This window comes from Arthrobacter sp. I3 (assembly GCF_000520575.1).
GTDB classification, from domain to species: Bacteria; Actinomycetota; Actinomycetes; order Actinomycetales; family Micrococcaceae; genus Arthrobacter; species Arthrobacter humicola_A.
The window spans coordinates 123,027-145,263 of record NZ_KI914945.1 but is presented as its reverse complement, the minus strand read 5'-3'; the positions used below and the strand labels follow the sequence as shown (position 1 = coordinate 145,263).

Below are 22,237 nucleotides of genomic sequence, written 5' to 3'. Positions count from 1 at the left end.
CGGCGCCGAACTTTCCACCACTGAGGAGTCCTAAGTGATCGCACCATCCAACGGCCCCCGCCCCCAACTGTGGATCCTGCGGCACGGTGAAACAGAGTGGTCTAAGAGCGGGCAGTACACCGGTCTCACGGACATGCCCCTCACGGTGGAAGGCGAGCAGCAGGCCGTGGAGGCGCGCAGGGTGCTCGAGACCGTCGACTTCGACCTCGTACTGACCTCACCCCTGCGCCGCGCCCGCCGGACCGCCGAACTCGCCGGCTACCCCGACGCCCAGTTGGAGCCGCTGGCGGTGGAATGGGACTACGGCGACTATGAGGGCATCAGCTCGGACCTCATCCGCAAGGACAACCCCGAATACCTGATCTGGACGCACGGCGTGCCCAATGGTGAAGCGCTCGACGACGTCGCCGCCCGCGCGGACAAGATCGTGGCCCGGGTGCTCGAATCGGGCCTGGACAATGTGCTGATCGTCGCGCACGGGCATTTCTCCCGCATCCTGACCGCCCGGTGGCTCGGGTTGGACCCCCGCGAGGGCCGGCATTTCGTGTTGGGGACCGCCAAAGTCTGCACACTGGGATGGGATAAGAAGACACCGGCAATCGTGCGCTGGGGACTCTAAAACAGGTTTTTAAAACAAAGTCAAAGAAAGTTTATGAATTCGGTAGGCAGCGGCCGTATTCGTAGTGTATTTTTATTTCTGACCCCAAGGCGACTTGCCGGGGTCACGGCGCGCGTCGCCCGGCCAGTCAGCCGGAGCCGCGGCAGAACAGAAAAGGAGGTTGGGAAAATGATGATTACTTTGACTAGCGGATGGATGTACTCCACCACCGCCAACCCGGCCTCGTTCGCTGAACCGCGCCCAAATGTCGGACTGACTGTTTCCTGACCGCGTTCCCGTCCCGGGCAATGCAGCTTGGGGCCCGTGGCAGTTGGCCTTCCTCAACGGAAAGCCCAATGACGGCAGCCTGATCAGGCGGAACCACGCGGTTGCGCAGCCTCCCCATAGTTCGGAACCCAGCTTCTTGTTGGGGTTTCGGCGCTACCGCGTCCAGGGGCCATTCTCCATCGAATAACTTTTTCCTATTCGGAATTCCGGCCTAAATTAAGGCCGGGGATTTCCGGGCTAATTGCCACGCCCGGAACCGGCTATTCGAATTCCTTGCATCCAGGGCTCTATTTGTCGCGCCCAAAATGCGGCCGCCCGTTTCATCCGCCCACTCCTGCTGCCTCCAGGTCGCCCCATTGAGCCCAGGCGGCGCAATCCTCCACCAACGAAAGGTCCCTGTGACTACCGCAACCACCGCTCCAGCCCACCGCACAGCCCTGCCCGCCACCCGGGCACGCCGATCGAGTCCCCGAGGGGAGGTAAGAACCATGATGAACAAGCTCTATACGGTCCTGTTCCGAAAGCTGGCCCGCAGGGAGTCGACACGCTTCAACGGCCAACTCCTGGACCAGAGGCGGGACGACACGTTCCTCGCCATGCATCAGGCCGGCCTGATTCGCTGACGCCCCGATCTGCTGACGGCCGGACACTTCCGCCACCGGCGCATGGACTAATCCCGTGCACGGGCGACGCCCCTTACCGGCAGGACTGTCCGCAGCGAAGGAGGACCTGATGACTGACATTGGAACCGATCCCAGGGAGCCCGTGCGTGGCCGCACGGGCTCCCCCTTTTAAGCGTCCCTTCATGGTCCGCCGTCGTGGCGGCCTCCGATACGACGTGCCAGCGAAGACCGCGGCGCGGCATGGGTCAATGTCCCCCGGTAAGCTCAAGGTCATGCAGGAGACAAAGCCGCCGGAGCGCAAACGGGTCCGATTGGTCATCCCGAGCCGCAGCGACCCTTTTCTCCGAAACTTCACGGAACTGGTAGGCGGCCCTTTGGGCCACCGCTCGGCGCCCGGGATCGTTTCGCCGGGATTCTTTACGGTGGATCGAGTTCTGGTGATCCTCACTGTCCTCGCCGCCCTGGCCGGGATTCTGCTCAAGAACTTCTGCCGCACCAACGGCTGGGAAACACCCGGGCAGTTCTACGCCACGTGCTACTCGGACTTTCCGGAGCTGTTCCGCAACCGCGGCCTCGGCGATGGCGCCTTCCCCTTCATTACCCCGGGAAGCCTCTTCGAGTACCCCGTGCTGATGGGGTTGATCGCGGGTGCCACCGCACTTCTGGTGCCCGGGGCCGGCACCGACGATCCCCGCGTCCTTGGCTACTTCGACGTCAACGCCACCCTGATCGCCGCCGTCTGGATCATCACCGTGCTGGCCACGGCACGGACGAACCGCCGGCGGTCCTGGGACGCGGCGATGGTTGCCCTCGCCCCCGGCATTGTCCTGGCGGGCGTCATTAACTGGGACATGTGGGCCGTGTGCATGCTGGCTCTTGGCATGTACTTCTTTGCGCGGAACAAGCTCGTCCTCGCCGGGATCTTCATCGGCCTGGGCACGGCCACCAAGCTCTACCCGCTGTTGATCCTCGGCGCCGTCCTGCTGCTGGCGCTCCGGAGCGGGCGCATCCGGGCGCTGCTGATCACGGCCGGTGCCGCAACCGCGGCCTGGCTGGCGGTCAACGTCCCGGTAGCCGCGGCAAATCCGGACGGCTGGAAGTACTTCTACCAGTTCACGCAGGAGCGGCCGGCGGGCTACAGCTCACCCTGGTTCGCCTACAACCTGGTGGCCGCCCGGCTGGGCTGGAATCCGCTTGAAGCCGCGGCCATCAACTCCCTGGCACTGGACCTGTTTCTCCTGGCCTGCATCCTGATTGCGGTCCTTGCACTGACGGCACCCCGCCGGCCGAGGATCGCGCAGCTGGCGTTCCTGATCGTGGCCGCGTTCATCCTGACCAACAAGGTGTACTCCCCCCAGTTCGTGTTGTGGCTGATCCCCCTGATCGCCCTCGCCCGGCCCCGCTGGCGTGACTTCGTCATCTGGCAAGCCATCGAAGCGCTGCACTGGGGCGCCATCTGGATGTACCTGGGGCAGGCAACCAGCGGCGGCTCGACCCAGCACAACATCGACATGCCCTACTACGTCCTGGCCGTGGTTGCCCACATGCTCGCCACCGCATACCTGATGGCCCGTGTCGCCTGGGACATCTGGGATCCGTCCAGCGACGTGATCCGCCGCCACCGCATCGATGATCCGCATGGCGGCCCCTTCGACGGTGCCCCGGACTGGCTGCGGATTGATCTGCGCCGGCCCGCGGCGTCCCTGGTGCCGTGGCGGAAGAGTGCCGTGGCGGAAAGCCACAGCGCATGACTGACGTCGCCGTCGTCGGTTCCGGCCCCAACGGGCTGGCCGCGGCGGTGACCATGGCGCGGGCTGGACTCAAAGTCCACGTGTTCGAGGCGGCCGCCACACCCGGCGGCGGACTGCGCACCGCCGAACTGATGGAACCGGGCCACTTCCACGACGTCTGTTCGGCCGTGCACCCCATGGTTCTGGCCTCACCCTTTTTCCGCCGGTTCGAGCTGTCCAGGCGCGTGCCCCTGGAGGTGCCCGAGCTCTCGTACGGATCCCCGCTTGACGGCGGCCGCGCGGCGCTGGCCTACCGTTCCCTGGACCGCACCGTTGCGGAACTCGGGCAGGACGGCGCCGCCTACCGCCAGCTCATGGAGCCCCTCGTGCGGCGGGTGGAGGGCGTCGCGGACCTCACCCTGAACCAGCTGCTGCGGATTCCGGCAGATCCCCTGGCCGCCGCCGCGTTCGGCCTCCGGGCGCTCGAACAAGGCTCGCCGCTGTGGAATGCGAGGTTCAGCCAGGACCTGGCTCCCGCACTGCTGAGCGGCGTCGCCGCGCATGCCGTGGCGCCGCTGCCCTCGATCACCGCCGCCGGCGCCGGGCTGATGCTGGGCGCCCTGGGCCATGTCGGCGGCTGGCCGGTTCCGCGCGGCGGATCGGCCGCGATTGCCCAGGCGCTGACCGCTGACATCGAGGCCCATGGCGGGGTGGTCGAGACCGGCAGGCGGATCACATCGCTCGCGGAGCTGCCGCCGGCCCGGGCCACGCTGCTGGATGTGGCGCCCCCCGCGCTGCTGCACCTGGCGGAGGGCCTGCTCCCGCCGCGCTATAGGAGCGCCCTGGCGTCCTTCCGCTTCGGGAACGCTTCCTGCAAGGTCGATTTCATCCTCTCCGGCCCGGTGCCGTGGGCGGCGGAAAGCCTCGCCGATGCGGGGACGGTGCACGTGGGCGGCACCAGGGCGGAAACCGCCGAAGCGGAGCGCCAGGTCGCCTCGGGACGGCATCCGGACCGGCCCTACGTGCTGGTATCCCAGCCCTCGCGTTTTGATGCCGGCCGTGCGCCGGCCGGCCGGCACATCCTGTGGACCTATTGCCACGTTCCGGCCGGTTCCACCGCGGACATGAGCGATGCGATCATGGCGCAACTGGAGCGCTTCGCGCCCGGGTTCCGGGATGTGGTGGTGCAGTTCAAGGTGACCACGGCCGCAGGGCTGGCGGCGTACGACGAGAACTTCGTCGGTGGGGACTTCGGCGCAGGCCGCATGGATCTTTGGGGCATGTTGCGGCGGCCGGTGCTGAGCCCGGTGCCCTGGCGGACGCCGCTGCCAGGGGTGTACTTGTGCTCGTCGTCGACCCCGCCGGGTCCCGGCGTGACCGGGATGCCCGGCTTCCACGCCGCCAGGTATGCCCTCAAGGACATGTTCGGGCTAAGCGTCCCGGACCTCGGGCACCGGGTCCCCTAGCCGCTAGCCCCGACGCGGCGCCGCAGCGGCCGCCGTTGCCGCCACGGCGGACAGCCGCCCGTCGCGCATGCTCGCGACGGCGTCGGTGAGCGGGACGAAATCGGTGTCGTGGGTGACCATGACCGTTGCCACGCCGAACTCGTCGGTGACCTGCCGCAGCAGCCGGATAATCGCTTCGCTGCGCTGGTGGTCAAGGGCCGCCGTCGGCTCGTCCACCAGCAGCACGGCAGGGTTGCCCATGAGTGCCCGGGCAATGTTGACGCGCTGACGCTGACCGCCGGAGAGCTGGTGCGGCCGCTTCTCCAGGGCATGCCCGAGACCGACAAGGTCCAGCAGAGCCGCGGCGCGTTCCCCGGCATCCCGGGCCGTCCCGCCGCGCAGGCGCTGGGTGATCACGAGCTGCTCCACCGCGGTGAGGGAGGGCAAGAGGTTGGGCTGCTGGAAGATGATGCCGATCTTGTCCCGCCGCAGTGCGGTGCGGCCGGAGTCGGGCAATCCGCCGGCGTCCTCGCCGTCGACCACCACCAGGCCTGCGGTGGGCCGGACCAGGGTGGCGGCGACGGCCAGCAGGGACGACTTGCCGGACCCCGAGGGGCCAAGCAGGGACACGAATTCGCCTGCGTGCACCTTGAGGCTCACGGCGTCCAGAGCCTTGAGGATGCCGTCTCCGTCCGGGTACTCCAGGGTGACGTTGACGAGGTTCAGGGCGGCGTTGTTCAGAGTTGAGTTCACGAGATATGCCTTTCTAAGAATATATATGCAGGGGCGAGGCTGCTCAGTTGCCGCCGAGGGCGATGAGCGGATCGACGCGGGCGACGCTGCGGACCGCGAGGGCTGCGCCGGCCAGGCCCAGGAGCACGATTCCGGCGATGGGCAGCAGCGTTGTCCAGGCCGTGAGGAGGAACGGCGCCGCCTGCGACGCGAGGACCCCGCCGGCCACACCGGCCAGCCCGCCGGCCACCGCACCGGCCAGCAGGACCAGGGCAGCCTGCGCCATGGCGTCCCGGAGGATGTAGCTGGCGGACCCGCCCAGTGCCTTCAGAACGGCGATATCCCGGGTGCGCTGGACCGTCCAGACCGTCAGGAAGGCAACAACCACGAGTGCTGAGATGCCGTAGAGGAAGGCCTGCATGAGCAGCAGCGAGCCGTTCTCGCTCTTGTAGGAGCCGAGGGCCTGGAAGGACCCGTCGATCGTGGTGCTGACGGTTCCCGCGGCAGTGTTGGCGGCACCGAGATCCACCCCTGGCCCGGCCGTGGAGTCGAATGTCACGGCCAGCACCGTCGCGGCGTCCGCGTCTTGGATATGCGAGAGCTTCTGCCAATCGGCCAGCGTGGTCCACACGACGCCGGTGTGGGAATACCACTGCTCCGGCACGACGGCCGTCACAACGAGGTCGGTGCCGCCCACCGAGGCGTGGCTGCCGATGCTGAGCTCCAGGTCCTCCGCCAGTCCGGCTCCGACGGCGATGGTTCCCTCGGCCAGCGGGGCGGGGGCCAGGCCGGCGCCGGGCTCGGTACCGAAGACCGCAACGCTTGCCGTGCGCGCCGGAACGCCTCCGGCGCCGAGTGCCTGGAAGCGGCTCTGGCTGATCCCGACGGCGTCTGCGCGGGCGACGCCGTCGCGCGCCGACCACAGGCTCTGTTGGGCGCGCGTGACCTCGGATTCGGTAAACGAGGCCTTGGGTGCGCTCCCGGCCGGGGCGCCGAATACCAGCTGATCGGCCGGGAGGGCGGCGAGGGCCGACGTCGACTGGTTTCCGAGTCCGGCCGTCAGTCCGGAAAGCATGACGAGCAGGAGGGTGATGAGGGCGACGACCGCCCCCATCAGGGCGAACCGTCCCTTGGCAAAGCGGATATCGCGGATAGCGAGATACATGGTGACCCCTTTGAGGTGTTTGAGGCGTTTGTGGCGTTGCTTCCAGCCTTCCCTCCGCCGGGCACCGGGGCATCGGCCGCCCGGTTGGACCGCCGGCACCGTGCGGACGGCCCTGCGATCAACCAAAAGGTTGATTCCGCCGGGGGCGGGCCGTTTTCCGCAGGAGCCCCGCCGCACCGGCACTACGCTGGAAGCATGGAGGGCGACGCCGGCAACACGGTCCACAACGGCACAGGACCCAAGGGCGCACCGCACGCCGGCGCACCGGCGCCGGGCGCGGAGCCCACCGGGGCGGCCGTCATTCTGCGCGTCCTTCGCGTGAGCCTGCACGTCGGCTTTGCCGTGCTGCTTTTGGTGGCGCTGCTCCGGCTCCTGGCCGGCGGCATCACGGGCCAGGAGTGGGTCACCCTGCTGCTGGCCGTGCTGCTCGCCGCCTTCTACCTCCTGGGCACCGTGCTGGAGAAGCGGCACGCCGCCCGCCGGACCCGGTTCGATCCGCGGCCCTACTCGGCCTGGTGGCTGGGCGGCGTCTGCCTCCTCTGGCTGCTGCTGGTCTGGGCCAGTGCCGACTTCGTCTGGCTGGCCTTCCCGCTGTTCTTCCTGCAGTTGCACGTGCTCCGGCGGCGGCTGGCGCTCCCGGCGATCGCACTGAGCACGTTTTTCGTCATTGGGGCGCTCTGGTTCCACAACAGCGGTATCGCAGCCTCGGGGCAGGCCGGCGCAGCGCCGGCCAGCCTGGCGCCTGAACTGCCCATGGTGCTCGGCCCAGCGTTTGGCGCAGCCTTCGCTGTGGTCACGGGGCTGGCCTACCGGGCGCTGTTCCTGGAGGCGGAAAACCAGCGGCTGGCAGCCGAAGAGCTCCGCCGCACCCGTGCCGAACTCGCCCGGACCCAGCACAATGCCGGAACCCTGGCCGAGCGCACCCGGCTGGCCCGCGAAATCCACGACACGCTGGCCCAGGGCCTGTCCAGCATCGTGCTGATGGGACGCGCGGCCGAGAAGGCCCTGGACGACGGCGAACCCGCCGTGGCACGGGACAGGCTCCGCATTGTCCGGGACACGGCCGCCGCCAACCTGGCAGAGGCCCGCAACTTCGTCCGGGCCCTGCAGTCCCCCGACCTTGAGGACGGCTCCCTCGTGGCTGGACTCCTCCGGCTGTGCGAAAAGACCGAAGCGGAGACCGCGGCGCGGGGTGCCGGGCTGCGGTGCCGCCTCGACGTCGAAGGTGTACCGGTGGAACTCCCCGGCACCCACCAGACGGTCCTGCTCCGGGCCGCGCAGGCGAGCCTGGCCAACGTGCGGGCCCATGCGCAGGCGCGCACCGCCGTCGTCACCCTGTCCTTCCTGGGCCCGGACGTGGCCATGGACATCTACGACGACGGCACCGGATTCGACCCCTCGGCCTTGCCGGCCCGTCCGGACGGATCCGGCTATGGGCTGACGTCGCTGCGGGACCGCGTCGCCGCCCTCCACGGGCAGCTGGACATCGAGTCTGCCCCGGGTGAGGGAACAGTGGTGGCCATCCGGCTGCCACTGGGCCAAGCGCCCGGTTCCACCGCCGCGCCGGCGCCGGCGCGCGGGGACCGGAAATGAACAACATCCGGGTGTTCCTGGTGGACGACCACCCCGTGGTCCGGGCCGGTCTGCGGGCAATGCTGGGTGATCTGGAGGGCATCACGGTCGTGGCCGAGGCCGCCGACGGCGGCGCCGCGCTGGCCGGACTGGCCAGGCTCCACACCCTGGGTGAGCCCGCGGACGTGGTGCTCATGGACCTGCAGATGGGCGCGGGCATGGACGGCGTCACGGCCACCGGCCGGATCAAGGCAGGAGAGGCCGGCGAGCCGGCGCCGCCGGTGCTCATCCTGACCACCTATGACTCCGACGCCGACATCCTGGCCGCCGTCGAGGCCGGCGCCAGCGGCTACATGCTCAAGGATGCCCCGCCGGAGCAGATCCGCCAGGCGGTGCTCTCTGCCGCGGCGGGCGGCACCGCGCTGGCCCCCGAGGTCGCGGCCCGGCTGATGGGCCGGATCAGGAATCCGGAGCCTGCCCTGTCCGCCCGCGAGGTCCAGCTGCTCGGATTGCTGGCCACCGGGATGGGAAACCGCGCGATCGCGAAGCAGCTGTTCATTTCCGAGGCCACGGTCAAGACGCACCTGGTGCACATCTACGGCAAACTCGGCGTGGACAACCGCACCGCCGCGATCGCCGTGGCAGCTCAGCGCAGGATCATCCGGCGGCCCTAGGCGTTCCCGGCACCCGAAGTGAAGCCGGGGGGCAGGTGACGGTGCCACGTGACGGTGTTATGTGACAACGGACTTGTCGGTGGCCCGGGCATAATGGGCGCCATGGGGAACTCATCAAAACTTGCACTGGCCCTTGTGGGCCTTGTTCTTGGCGGCTCGCTGGTCGCCTGCGGCGACGGCCGTGAGGGCGCCGAAAGCGCTGCCAAACAGCTCGCCTCCGCGGTGTCTGCGCTCGACGTCGGATCCGTCGCCTTTGAGGGCAAGGACTCCGGTGCCGCCAACGACCAGCTCAAGGAAATATTCAAAGGGCTTGACCCGGCCCGCCCTGCAGTGGAAAGCGGCCAACTGACGCTGGAGTCCGATAAGGCTACTGTCCCGCTTAACTACCGCTGGAAGATCGGCTCCGAAGAGTGGAAGTACACCACCTTCGCCGAGTTCAAGAAGTCCGGCGACAAGTGGCTGACGGTCTGGAAACCGGCCACCCTGGTCCCCGAACTGGCCGAAGGCGAGCTCGTCGGCTCGGCAACCCATTCGCCGTCGCGCGCAGACATCCTGGGCGCCGGCGGGGTCCCGCTGGTCACGTACCGGCCCGTGGTCAATGTTGGTATCGACAAGCCCGCGCTCGGCGGTGCAGACGCCGCCGATTCCGCCACCAAGCTTGCCCAACTGGTGGGGGTCGACCCTGCGGCGTACGGGCAGCAGGTCGCGGCGGCCGGCCCCGAGGCGTTCGTTGCCGCCATCACTTTGCGTGACGAAGGACGGACCATCACCGACGCTCAGATCGGCGAGATTCCCGGCGCCCGCGCCATCCGGGACTCCCTTCCGCTGGCACCAAACCGCACCTTCGCCCGCGCCCTGCTGGGCACCGCAGCGGAGGCGAATGCAGAACAGATCGAAAAATCGAACGGGGCACTCAAAGCCGGGGACACCACGGGCACCGGTGGCCTGCAACAGCAATACGACGCGCAGCTTCGCGGCAGCGACGGCATTCAGGTCTTCGCCGAGAAGGCAGGCCTCACCGCCGCAGAGAAGCAGGCTCTGCCCAACGCGGGACGCCGCGTACTTTTTCAGACTGAGATAAAAGAAGGCACCCCGCTGAAAACCACCCTGGACCCGAAGCTGCAGCAGCTCGCGGAAGACGTCCTCGGCAAGGTCGGCCCGGCGTCGGCCATTGTGGCGCTCCGGCCCTCCAGCGGCGCCGTCCTGGCGGCCGCCTCCGGGCCGGGCAGCAACGGCTACGACACCGCGATGCTGGGACAGTATGCCCCTGGATCGATCTTCAAGATGGTCGATTCCCTGGCCATGTTCCGCAACGGCATGACGCCCGACTCCAAGGTGGACTGCCCGCCCACCCTCACGGTCGACGGCCGCACCTTCAAGAACGCCGAGGGATACCCTGAGTCCTCCCTGGGGTCCGTTACGCTGCGCGATGCCTTTGCGCACTCCTGCAACACCGCGTTCATCAACGCCCGGGACACCGTCACCCAGGCACAGCTCGAATCCGCCGCGACCTCCCTGGGCGTAGCAGTTGAAGCACCCGCGCTCGGCGCGGCCGCATTCCTCGGCTCCGTCCCCGGGGATGCCGAAGGAACCGAACATGCCGCCTCCATGATCGGGCAGGGCAAAGTGCTCCTGTCCCCCCTGGCCGCCGCCGTCATGGCCGGCTCGGTGGCCAAGGGAGCCCCGGTGGCCGCCCAGCTGGTATTGAATCCGAACGAGGGCGCCAGCCCTCCAGATGCCCAGGGCGCCGCCCCCACAGGAACGGCTACCGCCGGCACGTCGCCGACTGCCCCGGCCTCCGGTGACGCGACACCGTCGGCCCCCGCACCGGCCACGGCCGTCGAAAAGCCGGTGACTGCAGCGGAAGCCGCGGCGCTGGCTGACATGATGCGGGCCGTCGTCACCAGCGGACATGCCGGGTTCCTGGCCTCCGTCCCGGGCGAGCCCGTCGGGGCGAAGACCGGAACGGCCGAGTTCGGCAACGACACCCCGCCCAAGACCCACGCCTGGATCGTGGCCGTGCACGGTGACCTCGCCGTCGCCGTGTTCGTCGAGGACGGCGGACTCGGGGCGACCACGTCCGGGCCGCTACTCAAGGAGTTCCTGACCCGGGCCGGCTGAGCGGACGGGAAAAGTCCGAGTCGCCGGAAATTCTGCGCCGAAATGGCGGATGCTCCCCCGCGTTGTGCGGGGGAGCATCCGTCTTTCGATGTCAATAGTGCGGGAGCGCCTCAGGCGGCAAAGCCGTCCGCGATGTCCAACACGGCGTCCAGTACCGCCAAGCCCTTCTGGGTGTCTTCCACGCTGGTGTTGCACGGCGGGACAACATGGATTCGGTTGAAGTTCGCGAACGGGAGCAGCCCGCGGGACTTGCAGGCCGCCACCAGCTGGTTCATTTCCGGGCTTGAGCCGCCGTACGGGGCCAGGGGCTCGCGGGTCTTCCGGTCCTTGACGAGTTCGATCGCCCAGAAGACGCCCTTGCCGCGGACTTCACCAACCGAGCGGTGGCGCTCGGTGAATCCACGCAGGGCCGGGCCGATTACCTTCTCGCCGAGGGCTGCCGCGTGCTGGACGATCTGTTCATTCTCCATCGCGTTGATGGTCGCGACGGCGGCAGCCGCCGCGAGCGGGTGGCCCGAATAGGTCAGGCCGCCGGGGTAGACACGGTTGCCGAACGTGGCTGCGATCTCCGGACTGATTGCCACTCCGCCCATCGGAACATAGCCGGAGTTCACGCCCTTGGCGAAGGTCAGCAGGTCCGGAACGACGTCGAAGTGCTCTACGGCGAACCAGGTTCCGGTGCGGCCGAAGCCGGACATAACTTCGTCGGCGATGAAGACGATGCCGTGCCGGGTGCAGAGCTCGCGGACGCCCTGCAGGTATCCCGGAGGCGGCACGTAGATCCCGGCCGTGCCCGGGATGCTTTCCAGGATGAGGGCGGCGATGGTGGACGGGCCTTCGAAACTGATCAGCTGTTCCAAGTGTTCGAGGGCGCGCTGGCTTTCCTCCTCCTCGGTGGTGGAGTGGAAGGCGGTGCGGTACAGGTACGGCGGGAAGAAGTGGACGGTGCCGGTGCTGGCGGTGTCGCTGGGCCAGCGCCGGGGGTCGCCCGTGACGTTGATTGCCAGCTGGGTGCCGCCGTGGTACGAACGGTAGGCGGAGAGCACCTTGTGGCGGCCCGTGTGCAGACGGGCCATGCGGATGGCGTGCTCGTTGGCGTCGGCCCCGCCGTTGGTGAAGAAGATCTTGTTTAGTTCGCCGGGGGTCCGGCCGGCAATCAGGCGTGCAGCTTCGGAGCGCGCGTCGTTGACGTAACTCGGGGCGATCGTGCACAGCTTGGTGGCCTGTGCTGCGATGGCGGACACGACGGCGGGGTGCTGGTGGCCGATGTTGGTGTTGACCAGCTGCGAGGAGAAGTCCAGGTACTTGTTGCCGTCGCCGTCCCAGACGTGGGAGCCCTCGGCCGCGGAGATGACCATGGGATCGATGAGGTCCTGGGCGGACCAGGAGTGGAAGACGTGCTTGCGGTCCAGTTCATAGGCGCGGCGGGCGCCCTCGGCGGCCTCCTGCTGCGGGAGGGTTACGTTTTCAAGGGTCGAGGTCATGACAGCTGCCTTTCGGATTCGGGTGGCTTAGGCGTTCTGCGGGAAGCCGAGGTTGATGCCGCCGTGGCTTGGATCCAGCCAGCGGGAGGTGACCGCCTTGCCGCGGGTGAAGAAACCGACGCCCTCGGTGCCGTGGGCGTGGGTATCCCCGAACAGCGAGTTTTTCCAGCCGCCGAAGGAGTAGTAGGCCATGGGGACCGGAACGGGGACGTTGATGCCCACCATGCCCACCTCCACTTCGTTCTCGAAGCGCCGCGCCGCGCCGCCGTCGTTGGTGAAGATGGCGGTGCCGTTGCCGTATGGGTTGCCGTTGATCATCTCGAGCGCCTCGTCGTAGCTGTCAACGCGGAGCACGGACAGGACCGGACCGAAGATCTCGTCCTGATAGATGGTCATGTCCGGAGTCACCTTGTCGAAAAGCGTGGGTCCGACGAAGAACCCGTCACCTTCCGCGTCGGCGGCGATGTTGCGGCCGTCGACGACGAGTTGGGCACCGGCAGCTTCGCCGGCATCAATGTAGCCGGCAACCTTGTCCCGGTGCTGGGCCGTCACCAGCGGGCCCATGTCGCAGCCGCGCAGCCCGTCGCCGGTGCGCAGGGAAGCCGCACGCTGGGCAATCTTGTCCACCAGTTCATCAGCGATTTCGCCCACCGCGAGCAAGGCAGAGATGGCCATGCACCGTTCGCCCGCCGATCCGAATCCGGCATTGATGGCGGCGTCGGCGGCCAGGTCCAGATCGGCGTCGGGCAGCACGATCATGTGGTTCTTTGCTCCGCCAAGGGCCTGGACGCGCTTTCCGTTGGCCGTCGCGGTCTGATAGACGTACTTGGCGATCGGGGTGGAGCCGACGAAGGAGACGGCTTTGATGTCCGGGTGGTTGAGCAAGGCATCGACGGCCACCTTGTCGCCGTGCAGGACGTTGAAGACGCCGTCCGGCAGGCCGGCTTCTTTCCAGAGTTCGGCCATCCAGTTCACGGCCGTGGGGTCCTTTTCGCTGGGCTTGACGACGACCGTGTTGCCGGCGGCGATGGCAAGCGGGAAGAACCACATCGGCACCATGGCCGGGAAGTTGAACGGGCTGATGACTGCGACCGGACCCAGGGCCTGGCGGATGGAGTGGACGTCCACGTTGGTGGACGCGTTCTCGGTGTAGCTGCCCTTGAGCAGGTGGGGAATGCCGCACGCGAACTCGACGACTTCCTGGCCTCTGGTGACTTCTCCGAGGGCATCATCCAGGACTTTTCCGTGCTCGGAGGTGATGATGGCGGCGAGTTCGCCCTTGCGGGAGTTGAGCAGTTCGCGAAAGGCGAAGAGGATCTGGGTGCGGCGGGCAATCGAGGTGTCTCGCCATGCGGGGAACGCGGCCTTGGCCGCGGCAATGGCGGCGTGGCTCTCGTCCTGGCTCGCGAGCGAAACCTGGCCTGTGATCTTGCCCGTGGCCGGGTTGGTCACCGGGGCCGTGCGCGCGCCGGCGGGGACGTAGCTGCCGTTGATCCAGTGCTCGATGATGTTCAAGGTTTCTCCTCATGCGGTATTCGGGGGTGCGTTGAGTCCAGTGTCCCTACCGGGAGACGGCACCATAAGTGCCAGTGTGTAAGGAGAATCACAGCCTCGTTTACACTATGTAAATGTTGCCCACCGTCGGCTCGATCCTTGACCTTCCCGTTCTCCGCGAGGCCGCGCCGCTCCTGCTCGGCGGCGCCGGGGCCCTCGACAACCCCGTGCGCTGGGTCCACGTGAGCGAATTGCTCGACATTTCCGGGCTGCTGTCGGGCGGGGAGCTGGTGCTTACCACCGGACTGGAGCTGGAAAAGGAACCCGGGCTTACGGCGTCGTTCATCAGGTCCCTGGAGCAGGCGGCGGCGGCCGGCCTGATTGTTGAACTCATCGGCGACAGGAAGCCCAGTTTGGATGCGCTGCGCGCGGCCGCCCTGGCCACGGCTATGCCCGTGGTCGTGGTGCAACGCCGCGTGCGGTTCGTCCAGGTTACCGAAATCGTGCACCGGATCATCGTCGCCGAACAGCTGGAGCGGGTGGAACGCGCCCGCGACGTCCACGAGGCCTTCACGGTGCTGAGCCTGGAAAGCGCAGGGACTGGGCAGGTGGTGGACCAGGCAGCCGCCATGATCGGCGCCCCGGTGGTCCTGGAGGACCTCTCGCACCTCGTCCTCGCGTACTCGGCCGGGCAGCTGCGGACCGTCGAACTGCTGGAGGACTGGGAGCGGCGGTCCAGGACAACACCGGCGCCGCCCGGGACGGGCCGCACCGGGCCCGAGGCCTGGCTGCAGACGCCGGTTGGCGTGCGCGGGAACGTGTGGGGCCGGCTGGTGGTGCCGGTCCCCCTCGACGACGACGAGGCGGCGGCCATGGTACTGGAACGCGCAGCCCAGACCCTGGCGATCAATCGGCTCGCCGAACGGGACCGGCGGGAGCTGAGCCACCACGCGCAGGCGGGGCTTCTCAACGCCCTCCGTCAGCCCCGCGGGCTGGGCGAGGACGAGGCGCAGTCCCGCGCCGCGGCGCTGGGACTCAGGCGGTCGCCGCACTACCTGCCAATTGTGTTCCGGAGCGGCGGAGCAGCCTATGGCCCCTCAACAGGGGCAATGGGAGCCGGAATCGATCCACTGGCTGGGCAACAGGAGGAACGTGCCCTGCTGGAGCAGCTCGCCCGTGCCCTCAAAGCCGTGTCAGGTAGCGCTTTGACCGCGAGCATCCGGTCCGGATCGGTCGGCATGATCCTGGCCGTTCCTGCGAAGCAATTGGAAGATCCGACCCTCCAGCGTCTCGCCGATGCCCTCACGGGCAGCGACACGCCACCCGGCCCACCCCTCCGCGGAGACCGGCCCGGCGGAGGCTGGGCCGGCAATCCGGCGGAGGCGACATGGAGCATCGGCGTGGGGCGCCTGAGGGGTTCCTTGCTCGAAGCGGCGGCGGGCATTGACGAAGCCGCCCACGTCGCCGAAACCGCGGCGACGCTGCGGGGTGATCGGAAGCCGTTCTACCGGGCGACGGACGTCCGGCTTCGGGGGCTGCTGGCCCTGCTGCGCAAGGATCCGCGCGTGCAGCAGTTCGCGGAGTCAGAACTGGAGGGTGTCCTGCAGGCCGACGCCCGGGACGGCGGCGGGCAGCTGGAGCTGCTGGGCCGCTACCTCGAGTCCGGCGGCAACAAAGCGGCTCTTGCCCGCACCGGCTATCTCAGCCGCCCGACGCTGTACGCGCGGCTGGCCCGCCTCGAAGAGCTCCTCGGCGTGGACCTCGACGACGCGGAGTCCCGGACGTCGCTGCACGTCGCCCTACTCCTGCACCGGCTCCGGGGCCTGTGACAGCGCGGATCCGCGCAGAATGCGAGCATTGACGAATGGCGAAGCCTTTTACCTTGACCCAGCTGCGGTATTTCGCGGTGGTGGCCGAGCTCGAAAACATGACTGCGGCAGCCGAAAGGCTGCTCGTGACCCAGTCCACCCTGTCCACCGCCATGGCCCAGCTTGAAGCAAGTTTGTCGACGCAGCTGTTTGTCCGGCTCAGGACGCGCGGCCTGCGGCTGACGCCGTCCGGCCGGCAGCTTGCCCAGGAGATCAAGGTGCTGCTGGAGCATGCGGATTCGCTGTACGAGTCGGCCCGGGGGCTTGCGACAAGCCTGGTCGGAGAGCTCAAGGTGGGCGTGTTTTCGCCGCTGGCACCCTTCAGGCTTCCCGCAATCCTGCAGACCTTCGAAGTTCAGCATCCGGGGGTCGAGGTCTCCTTTCTGGAGGCCGATCTGGCGAGCCTGCAGACCGCCCTCCTCGAAGGGCAGTGCGATGTCGCGCTGATGTATGGTCTCGGCCTGGGCCGGGGCTTTACACACACGGTCCTCGAGCGGGTGCCCCCTCATGTGCTGGTCCATGCTGAACACCCTGCGGCGTCCCGGCCTGAGCGGAGCATCGCGCTGAAGGATCTGGACGGCGAACCCGCGGTGGTGCTGGATCTCCCGCACAGCCGGGACTACTACGAGCAGCTGTACGCGATCGCGGGCGTCGTTCCGAACGTCCGGCACCGCTTTGCCGGGTATGAAACGGTGCGCTCGTTTGTGGCGAAGGGGCACGGGTACGCAGTGCTGAACCAGCGGCTCCACAGCGACCTGACGTATTCCGGCGGCAGGGTGGTGGCCCTGACCCTGACGGACGACTTCCCGCCGATCGAGGTGATGCTGGTCCGCCCCGAGGGGGTGCAACCCACCCGTCGGGCACTGGCCTTTGAGGAGACCTGCATCCGTCTCTACGGTGCCGCCCGGCACTAGCCCGGCGGATTCCCCGTGCCCACCGCGACTGTTACTGCGAAAATCCGCAGTGATTGGCATCGATGAAATCTATTGATTTGGCCAAAACAATCAATTGGACAGATGTGAACCGGATCACACACAGTTGGTCCAGTGCGGTGGTGCCGGCGGGAGTCCAATGGCAAATCCCGCGCAATGACGGCCCTTGGCCGAGTCCCGAAGCGCGACAACCATGTTGATCAAAGGAGATTCAATGGTTCCGATTCACGCCCTAGGTGTCCGACTTATGTCCGGGCCGTGCCTTGCCGGCAACACGGCGGCAACATCAGCAGATTTCATTTCCCGGGTCCGTAACACGGCAGGGAACTTCGGAAACACGGCGCCTCTAGCGTGGCTGTCATGACGATCAACGACATCACGGACCAGCCGGCGTCCGCTTCCCAGACCACAGCGTCTGCCCCGGCCCTGGACAAGGACACTTCGCGGTCCGGCCCCTTTGGCATCACCAAGATGCAGAAGCGAGTCCTCACAGGGGGCAGCATCGGGCAGTTCATTGAATTCTACGATTTCACCCTCTACGGCCTCACCGCGGTCATCTTCTCCCAACTGTTCTTCCCCGGCAGCGACCCGGTCACGGCCATGCTTGCGACGTTCGCCACCTTCGGCGTCGCCTTCGTAGTCCGTCCCGTCGGCGGCCTGTTCTTCGGCGCGCTTGGCGACCGGATCGGCCGCCGCCGGGTCCTGACCATCACGCTCGTCGCCATCGGCGGGGCCACCGCCCTGATGGGGCTGCTGCCGACCTACGGCCAGATCGGCGCCTGGGCACCCGTTTTGCTGGTCCTCTGCCGGCTGATCCAGGGCTTCTCCGCCGGCGGCGAATCGGTGGGAGCGCCATCGTTTGTCTTCGAGCATGCCCCGGTCAGCCGCCGCGGGTTCTGGCTCAATATCACCATCGCCGCCACTGCGCTGCCCTCTGTCGTCGCCGGTTCGATGATCCTCATCCTGAGCCAGTCAATGCCCAACGAGGCCTTCATGGCGTGGGGCTGGCGCCTGCCGTTCCTGCTCGCCCTGCCGCTCGCCCTCTTCGGCGTTTGGATCCGCAGCCGGACGGTGGAAAGCGATGCATTCAATGAGGCCAAGGCTGCCCGGACCAAGGAATTCAGCCCGGTCCGCGAAGCCTTCCGCGAAAACCGGCTCCGCATGGTCCAGGTCATCTTTGTCATGGGCCTCACCGCAATGGGCTTCTACTTCCTCTCGGCCTATTTCGTCTCGTATGTCCAGACCACGGGCCACTTGAGCCGTGAGCAGTCCCTCCTGGTCAACGCCGCCGCCCTCGCCCTTTACGCCGTCCTGCTTCCTCTCGGTGGCCGGCTGGGCGACCGCTTCGGCCGCAAGCCAATGCTCATCGCCGGTTCAGCCGCGCTGGCCCTGCTTTCAGTGCCGAGCTTCATGCTGGTGACCAGCGGAAGCCTCCCTCTCGCCCTCCTGGGCCAGTCCCTTTTCGTGGTGGCGCTCTGTATCTACGGCGGAGGCTGCTACACCTTCTTCGTTGAAATCTTCACCACCCGCACCCGCTTCACGTCGGCGGCAATCAGCTACAACGGCGCCTACGCGCTCTTCGGCGGCACCGCACCGTTCATCGGGACCGCCCTCGTCGGCGGCACCGGAGTGCCTCACGCGCCCGGTTTCTACATGGCCGCAGCCGCCGCCGTCGTGCTCCTCCTGGTGCTCTTCACCAAGGTTCCCGAGACGCGCGGCCGCATGGGCTAAGCCCGCAGCCCCACCCTCTCCACCGCAACCTACAAAGGATTTCCCATGACTTCAGCAGCTTTCCTCGAAGACTTCCACCACGTGGCCACCATCGGCGCCACCCCCGACAACGGCGTCGACCGCCAGGCCGCAACCCCGGAGGACGCGCAGACACGCCACTGGTTCGCTGGGTGGGTGCGTGAGGCCGGATGGGAACTCCGGGTGGACGGGATCGGCAACATGTTCGGGCTGCTGGAGTGGACGCCGGGGGCGCCCTATGTGCTGATCGGATCCCATCTGGACAGCCAGCCGCTCGGGGGCCGGTTCGACGGCGCGTACGGTGTCGTCGCCGCCCTGCACGCGGCCCGGCGTCTGGACGCCGAGGTTGCGGAGGGCGGGGCCGCGCAGCGGTTCAACCTGGCGGTGGTGAACTGGTTCAACGAGGAGGGCGGCCGGTTCGCGCCGAGCATCATGGGAAGTTCGGTGTTTGCGGGACTCCTGCAGCGGGAACAGATGCTGGATGTGGCGGACCTGCAAGGCATCACAGTCCGTGAGGCGTTGGACGGCATCGGGTACCTCGGCACGTCTGACGGGCCCGAGGCGGCCGGCTACGCCGAGATCCACATCGAGCAGGGCAGGATCCTGGAACGCGAGGGCATCTCCATCGGGCTGGTGGACAGCAGCTGGTACACCCAGAAACTGGACATCGAAGTACTCGGCGAACAGTCGCACACCGGAGCGACGGCCATGGCAGACCGGCACGACGCCCTGGTGGCAGCCTCCAAGATCATTCTTATGGTGCACGACGTCACCGCTGAGTTCGCCGAGGAGGCCCTCGTCTCATCCGTGGGCCAGCTGACCCTCGAACCGAACTCGCCCATTGTGGTGGCCCGCAGGGTCCACCTCGTCGCCGACCTCCGCTCCGGCGATCCGGACATCGTAAAGGCGGCCCGCGCCAAACTTATCGAGGACATCGATGCGCTGGCACGCGAACACGACATCAAAGTCAATGTTAAGGACTTCGACATCCGGCCGATCCGCCGCTTCCCCGAAGGCGGGCTTGAACTCGCGGACAAGGTGGCTGCGAACCTGGGCCTTTCCGCGCGGCGGATCCAGACCATGGCCGGCCACGACTCCGTTGCCATGAACACGGTGGCGCCGTCGGTCATGCTCTTCATCCCCAGCGTGGACGGCGTCTCGCACTGCGAACGGGAATTCAGCACAGACGAGGACATGGTTGCCGGCGTGGACATGCTCACCGGTGTAGCCCGGGAGCTGGTTGCCGGCGCCCTGGCCGATGCCTCCCCCGAGCCGGCAGCGGCCTTGGCATGACCGAGCTGCACTACCTCGACGCCGGCACGGCCCTGCGGCTCTTCCGCTCCCGGGAGCTCTCGCCGGTGGAGCTCATGGAAGCGGTGATCACCAGGACCGAGGCCGTCAACGGCGGAATCAACGCCCTGACGGAAACCCTGTTCGAAGAGGCGGTCCCGGCAGCACGGCAGGCCGCCGCACGGTATGCGCGGGGCCGGGACCTCACTCCCCTGCTGGGGCTGCCGGTGGCCGCCAAGGAAAAGCACGGGCTCCGGGGACGCACCCTTTCGCAGGGGCTCGTAGCCCGCAAGGGGGAGCTCGCGCACGCGGACCATCCCGTCATCGACCGAATCCGGCGTGCTGGCGGCATCATCCATGCCCGCACCACCACGCCCGAATACAGCTGCGCAACCGTCACCCACAGTCCCCTGTGGGGGGTCACGCGCAATCCCTGGAACCGGCAGTATTCCCCGGGTGGCTCCTCCGGCGGTTCCGGGGCGGCACTGGCCGCCGGGCTGGCGCCGCTCGCCACCGCCTCCGACATCGCCGGGTCAACCCGTTTGCCGGCGTCGTTCACCGGGACCGTCGGCTACAAGGCACCCTACGGAAGGATTCCCGGCCTGGCCCCGCTCTCCGCGGACCACTACCGCGGCGACGGCCCAATGGCACGGACCGTGGCGGACGCAGCCCTGCTGGCGAACGTTATGGCGGGCCGTCATCCGGGCGACCACAGCTCCCTCGCCGGGAGTCCGGCGTTGTCCGGCCCGCCGGGTGCTGACGCCGGCTCGGCAGTGGCCGGCATGCGCATCGCTCTCTGCATCCGGCTGGGGAACTATCCCGTCGCCGCTGATGTTGAGGCCAATACGCGCGGCGTGGCAGCGGCCCTGCGTGATGCCGGCGCCGTGGTGGAAGAGATCGAGCTGCCCTGGACCACCGAGGACATCAGCCGGACAATGTTCACACATTTCGGCTACCTCCTCGGGCCGGCCATGGAGGACGCGACCGCAGAGTCTCCCGAGCTGCTGGCCCCGTACACACGGCGGTTTATGGCCGACGCCCGGAAAGCCGCCGCGGAAAACCGGTTCGTCGACGGCATCCAGGCGGAAACCCGCATCCAGGCCGAGCTTGCCGCGGCGATGTCCGGCTTCGACGCCCTTCTCTGTCCGGCCTCGGCCGTGGCCGCCCTGGATGCGGACGGCATGTACCTTGACGGGATCGACGCCGGGGGCCAGCGGCTCGGGCACTACTGGCAGGGGCACATGACGGCGCCCTTCAACATCAGCAACCGCTGCCCCGTCCTTGCCGTGCCGAGCGGCATGGCCGACTGCGGCATCCCCACGGGTGTGCAGATCGTGGGCCATCCGTTCGAGGACGCTACAGTCTTCACCGTGGGCGCCGCCGTGGAGGCGGTGCGGCCCTGGGCAGGGCTCCGACCGGACCTCCTGGTAAACAGCCAGGCGACCGGGCCACGGCCGGGCGCCGTCCGGACCTCCTGGTGAACAGCTGGGCCCCCGGCCCCGGCCGGGCCGCCTGGCCGTGGGAAGATTGAACACGTGGCTCATATTGACGTATCCGGCATCGACTACTTCCTCTCCGACGGCACCCAGCTGCTCAACGGGGTGACGTTCAAGGTCCCGGACGGCACCAAGACGGCGCTGATCGGGCCCAACGGGACCGGCAAGACCACGCTGTTCCGCATCATTTCCGGCGACCTCGTCGCGGATGAAGGCGTGATCGGCCGCTCCGGCAACATGGGCATCATGCGCCAGTTCGTGGGCCAGGTCCGGGATGACTCCACGGTCCGCGACCTCCTGGTCTCCGCCGCCCCGCCCGCGCTGGCCACCGCCGCGCGTACCGTCGACGAGGCAGAGCTCGCCATGCTGGAGCACGACGACGAGCCCACCCAGATGGCCTATGCCCAGGCGATCGTGGACTGGGGGGACGCCGGCGGCTACGACGTCGAAACTGTCTGGGACGAGGTCTGCATGGCCGCCCTCGGCCTGCCCTTCGACCGGGCACAGCACCGGCCGGCGTCGAGCCTCTCCGGCGGCGAGCAGAAGCGTCTGGTCCTCGAGGCCCTCTTCGCCGGCCCCGACGAACTGCTGCTCCTGGACGAGCCGGACAACTACCTCGATGTTCCGGGCAAGCGCTGGCTCGAGGCCAAGCTGAATGAGTCGAAGAAGACCGTGTTCTTCATCAGCCACGACCGTGAACTGCTCAACAACGCCGCCGGCCGCATCGTCACCCTGGAACCGGGCATCAACGGCGCCGGCGCCTGGATCCACGGCGGCGGCTTCGGCTCCTACGTGGATGCCCGGGCCGACCGGAACGCGCGCTTCGAGGAGCTGCGCAAGCGCTGGGACGAGGAGCACGTCAAGCTCAAGGAACTCGTCAACATGTACAAGAACAAGGCCGCGTTCCGTTCCGACATGGCCAACCGCTATCACGCGGCGCAGACCCGGCTCGCGAAGTTCCTCGAGGCCGGCCCGC

At 67.9% G+C, this 22,237-nt stretch carries 17 protein-coding genes; 13 read left to right on the top strand and 4 right to left on the bottom strand.

Annotated elements, in window-relative coordinates; translation table 11 throughout:
* The first annotated feature begins 34 nt into the window (after window positions 1-34).
* The 4 genes from Y706_RS0117745 (at window position 35) to Y706_RS0117730 (ending at window position 4,705) form a co-directional block, all read left to right on the top strand.
* On the top strand, window positions 35-619 hold the full coding sequence (locus Y706_RS0117745) for a histidine phosphatase family protein (RefSeq protein WP_028277661.1): 585 nt from the start codon (window positions 35-37) through the stop codon (window positions 617-619).
* Window positions 620-1,374: 755 nt separating this feature from the next.
* Window positions 1,375-1,509 carry a hypothetical protein gene (locus Y706_RS30605; protein WP_275450888.1) on the top strand — a complete coding sequence of 45 codons (135 nt, stop codon included), beginning with the start codon at window positions 1,375-1,377 and terminating at the stop codon, window positions 1,507-1,509.
* A gap of 272 nt (window positions 1,510-1,781) precedes the next feature.
* On the top strand, window positions 1,782-3,260 hold the full coding sequence (locus Y706_RS0117735) for a glycosyltransferase family 87 protein (RefSeq protein WP_043436414.1): 1,479 nt from the start codon (window positions 1,782-1,784) through the stop codon (window positions 3,258-3,260).
* Entirely contained in the window at window positions 3,257-4,705 is a 1,449-nt protein-coding gene (locus Y706_RS0117730) for a phytoene desaturase family protein (protein WP_028277659.1), read from the top strand. The genes Y706_RS0117735 and Y706_RS0117730 overlap by 4 nt, the downstream gene beginning before the upstream one ends.
* Before the next feature lie 3 nt (window positions 4,706-4,708).
* Here the strand turns inward: Y706_RS0117730 and Y706_RS0117725 are convergent, their stop codons facing one another.
* Both Y706_RS0117725 and Y706_RS0117720 read right to left on the bottom strand, forming a co-directional pair.
* Window positions 4,709-5,437 (bottom strand): ABC transporter ATP-binding protein, encoded by a 729-nt coding sequence (locus Y706_RS0117725; protein ID WP_028277658.1) that lies wholly within the window; start codon window positions 5,435-5,437, stop codon window positions 4,709-4,711.
* A 43-nt stretch (window positions 5,438-5,480) separates the two neighbouring features.
* Window positions 5,481-6,581 carry an FtsX-like permease family protein gene (locus Y706_RS0117720; protein ID WP_028277657.1) on the bottom strand — a complete coding sequence of 367 codons (1,101 nt, stop codon included), beginning with the start codon at window positions 6,579-6,581 and terminating at the stop codon, window positions 5,481-5,483.
* A gap of 195 nt (window positions 6,582-6,776) precedes the next feature.
* On the opposite strand from Y706_RS0117720, the gene Y706_RS0117715 reads away from it, so the two are divergent.
* The 3 genes from Y706_RS0117715 (at window position 6,777) to Y706_RS0117705 (ending at window position 10,948) form a co-directional block, all read left to right on the top strand.
* Entirely contained in the window at window positions 6,777-8,174 is a 1,398-nt protein-coding gene (locus Y706_RS0117715) for a sensor histidine kinase (RefSeq protein ID WP_028277656.1), read from the top strand.
* Complete coding sequence (locus Y706_RS0117710; protein WP_028277655.1) at window positions 8,171-8,827, top strand: response regulator; 657 nt, start codon at window positions 8,171-8,173, stop codon at window positions 8,825-8,827. The genes Y706_RS0117715 and Y706_RS0117710 overlap by 4 nt, the downstream gene beginning before the upstream one ends.
* A gap of 102 nt (window positions 8,828-8,929) precedes the next feature.
* Window positions 8,930-10,948 (top strand): penicillin-binding transpeptidase domain-containing protein, encoded by a 2,019-nt coding sequence (locus Y706_RS0117705; RefSeq protein ID WP_028277654.1) that lies wholly within the window; start codon window positions 8,930-8,932, stop codon window positions 10,946-10,948.
* Between the two features lie 110 nt (window positions 10,949-11,058).
* Here the strand turns inward: Y706_RS0117705 and Y706_RS0117700 are convergent, their stop codons facing one another.
* Both Y706_RS0117700 and Y706_RS0117695 read right to left on the bottom strand, forming a co-directional pair.
* Window positions 11,059-12,432: an aspartate aminotransferase family protein gene (locus Y706_RS0117700; RefSeq protein ID WP_028277653.1), complete on the bottom strand. Its 1,374-nt coding sequence runs from the start codon at window positions 12,430-12,432 to the stop codon at window positions 11,059-11,061.
* A 27-nt stretch (window positions 12,433-12,459) separates the two neighbouring features.
* Window positions 12,460-13,947: a CoA-acylating methylmalonate-semialdehyde dehydrogenase gene (locus Y706_RS0117695; RefSeq protein ID WP_043436393.1), complete on the bottom strand. Its 1,488-nt coding sequence runs from the start codon at window positions 13,945-13,947 to the stop codon at window positions 12,460-12,462.
* A 113-nt stretch (window positions 13,948-14,060) separates the two neighbouring features.
* Here Y706_RS0117695 and Y706_RS0117690 point away from each other — a divergent pair, with 113 nt between their 5' ends.
* The 6 genes from Y706_RS0117690 to Y706_RS26245 form a co-directional block, all read left to right on the top strand.
* Window positions 14,061-15,755, top strand: a complete 1,695-nt coding sequence (locus Y706_RS0117690) for a PucR family transcriptional regulator (RefSeq protein WP_028277651.1) — start codon at window positions 14,061-14,063, stop codon at window positions 15,753-15,755.
* Window positions 15,756-15,790: 35 nt separating this feature from the next.
* Window positions 15,791-16,708, top strand: a complete 918-nt coding sequence (locus Y706_RS0117685; protein ID WP_028277650.1) for a LysR family transcriptional regulator — start codon at window positions 15,791-15,793, stop codon at window positions 16,706-16,708.
* A 378-nt stretch (window positions 16,709-17,086) separates the two neighbouring features.
* The gene (locus tag Y706_RS0117680) at window positions 17,087-18,457 is read left to right on the top strand and encodes an MFS transporter (protein WP_028277649.1); all 1,371 of its coding nucleotides are present in this window, start codon (window positions 17,087-17,089) and stop codon (window positions 18,455-18,457) included.
* Window positions 18,458-18,502: 45 nt separating this feature from the next.
* A complete protein-coding gene (locus Y706_RS0117675; RefSeq protein ID WP_028277648.1) occupies window positions 18,503-19,768 on the top strand; it encodes a M20 family metallo-hydrolase in 1,266 nt (421 codons plus the stop codon).
* Window positions 19,765-21,246 carry an amidase gene (locus tag Y706_RS26250; RefSeq protein ID WP_043436392.1) on the top strand — a complete coding sequence of 494 codons (1,482 nt, stop codon included), beginning with the start codon at window positions 19,765-19,767 and terminating at the stop codon, window positions 21,244-21,246. Before Y706_RS0117675 ends, Y706_RS26250 begins: the two co-directional genes overlap by 4 nt.
* Window positions 21,247-21,300: 54 nt before the next feature.
* A partial coding sequence (locus tag Y706_RS26245; RefSeq protein WP_043436391.1) for an ATP-binding cassette domain-containing protein occupies window positions 21,301-22,237 on the top strand: 937 nt, incomplete at its 3' end.

Excerpts from the sequence above, each read along its gene's own strand:
- Y706_RS0117690 (WP_028277651.1), top strand. The coding sequence starts at position 14,061 with ATGTTGCCCACCGTCGGCTCGATCCTTGACCTTCCCGTTCTCCGCGAG.
- Y706_RS0117730 (WP_028277659.1), top strand. The coding sequence starts at position 3,257 with ATGACTGACGTCGCCGTCGTCGGTTCCGGCCCCAACGGGCTGGCCGCG.
- Y706_RS0117680 (WP_028277649.1), top strand. The coding sequence starts at position 17,087 with ATGACGATCAACGACATCACGGACCAGCCGGCGTCCGCTTCCCAGACC.
- Y706_RS0117685 (WP_028277650.1), top strand. The coding sequence starts at position 15,791 with ATGGCGAAGCCTTTTACCTTGACCCAGCTGCGGTATTTCGCGGTGGTG.
- Y706_RS0117715 (WP_028277656.1), top strand. The coding sequence starts at position 6,777 with ATGGAGGGCGACGCCGGCAACACGGTCCACAACGGCACAGGACCCAAG.
- Y706_RS30605 (WP_275450888.1), top strand. The coding sequence starts at position 1,375 with ATGATGAACAAGCTCTATACGGTCCTGTTCCGAAAGCTGGCCCGCAGG.
- Y706_RS0117700 (WP_028277653.1), bottom strand. The coding sequence starts at position 12,432 with ATGACCTCGACCCTTGAAAACGTAACCCTCCCGCAGCAGGAGGCCGCC.
- Y706_RS26250 (WP_043436392.1), top strand. The coding sequence starts at position 19,765 with ATGACCGAGCTGCACTACCTCGACGCCGGCACGGCCCTGCGGCTCTTC.
- Y706_RS0117720 (WP_028277657.1), bottom strand. The coding sequence starts at position 6,581 with ATGTATCTCGCTATCCGCGATATCCGCTTTGCCAAGGGACGGTTCGCC.
- Y706_RS0117675 (WP_028277648.1), top strand. The coding sequence starts at position 18,503 with ATGACTTCAGCAGCTTTCCTCGAAGACTTCCACCACGTGGCCACCATC.
- Y706_RS0117710 (WP_028277655.1), top strand. The coding sequence starts at position 8,171 with ATGAACAACATCCGGGTGTTCCTGGTGGACGACCACCCCGTGGTCCGG.
- Y706_RS0117735 (WP_043436414.1), top strand. The coding sequence starts at position 1,782 with ATGCAGGAGACAAAGCCGCCGGAGCGCAAACGGGTCCGATTGGTCATC.
- Y706_RS0117705 (WP_028277654.1), top strand. The coding sequence starts at position 8,930 with ATGGGGAACTCATCAAAACTTGCACTGGCCCTTGTGGGCCTTGTTCTT.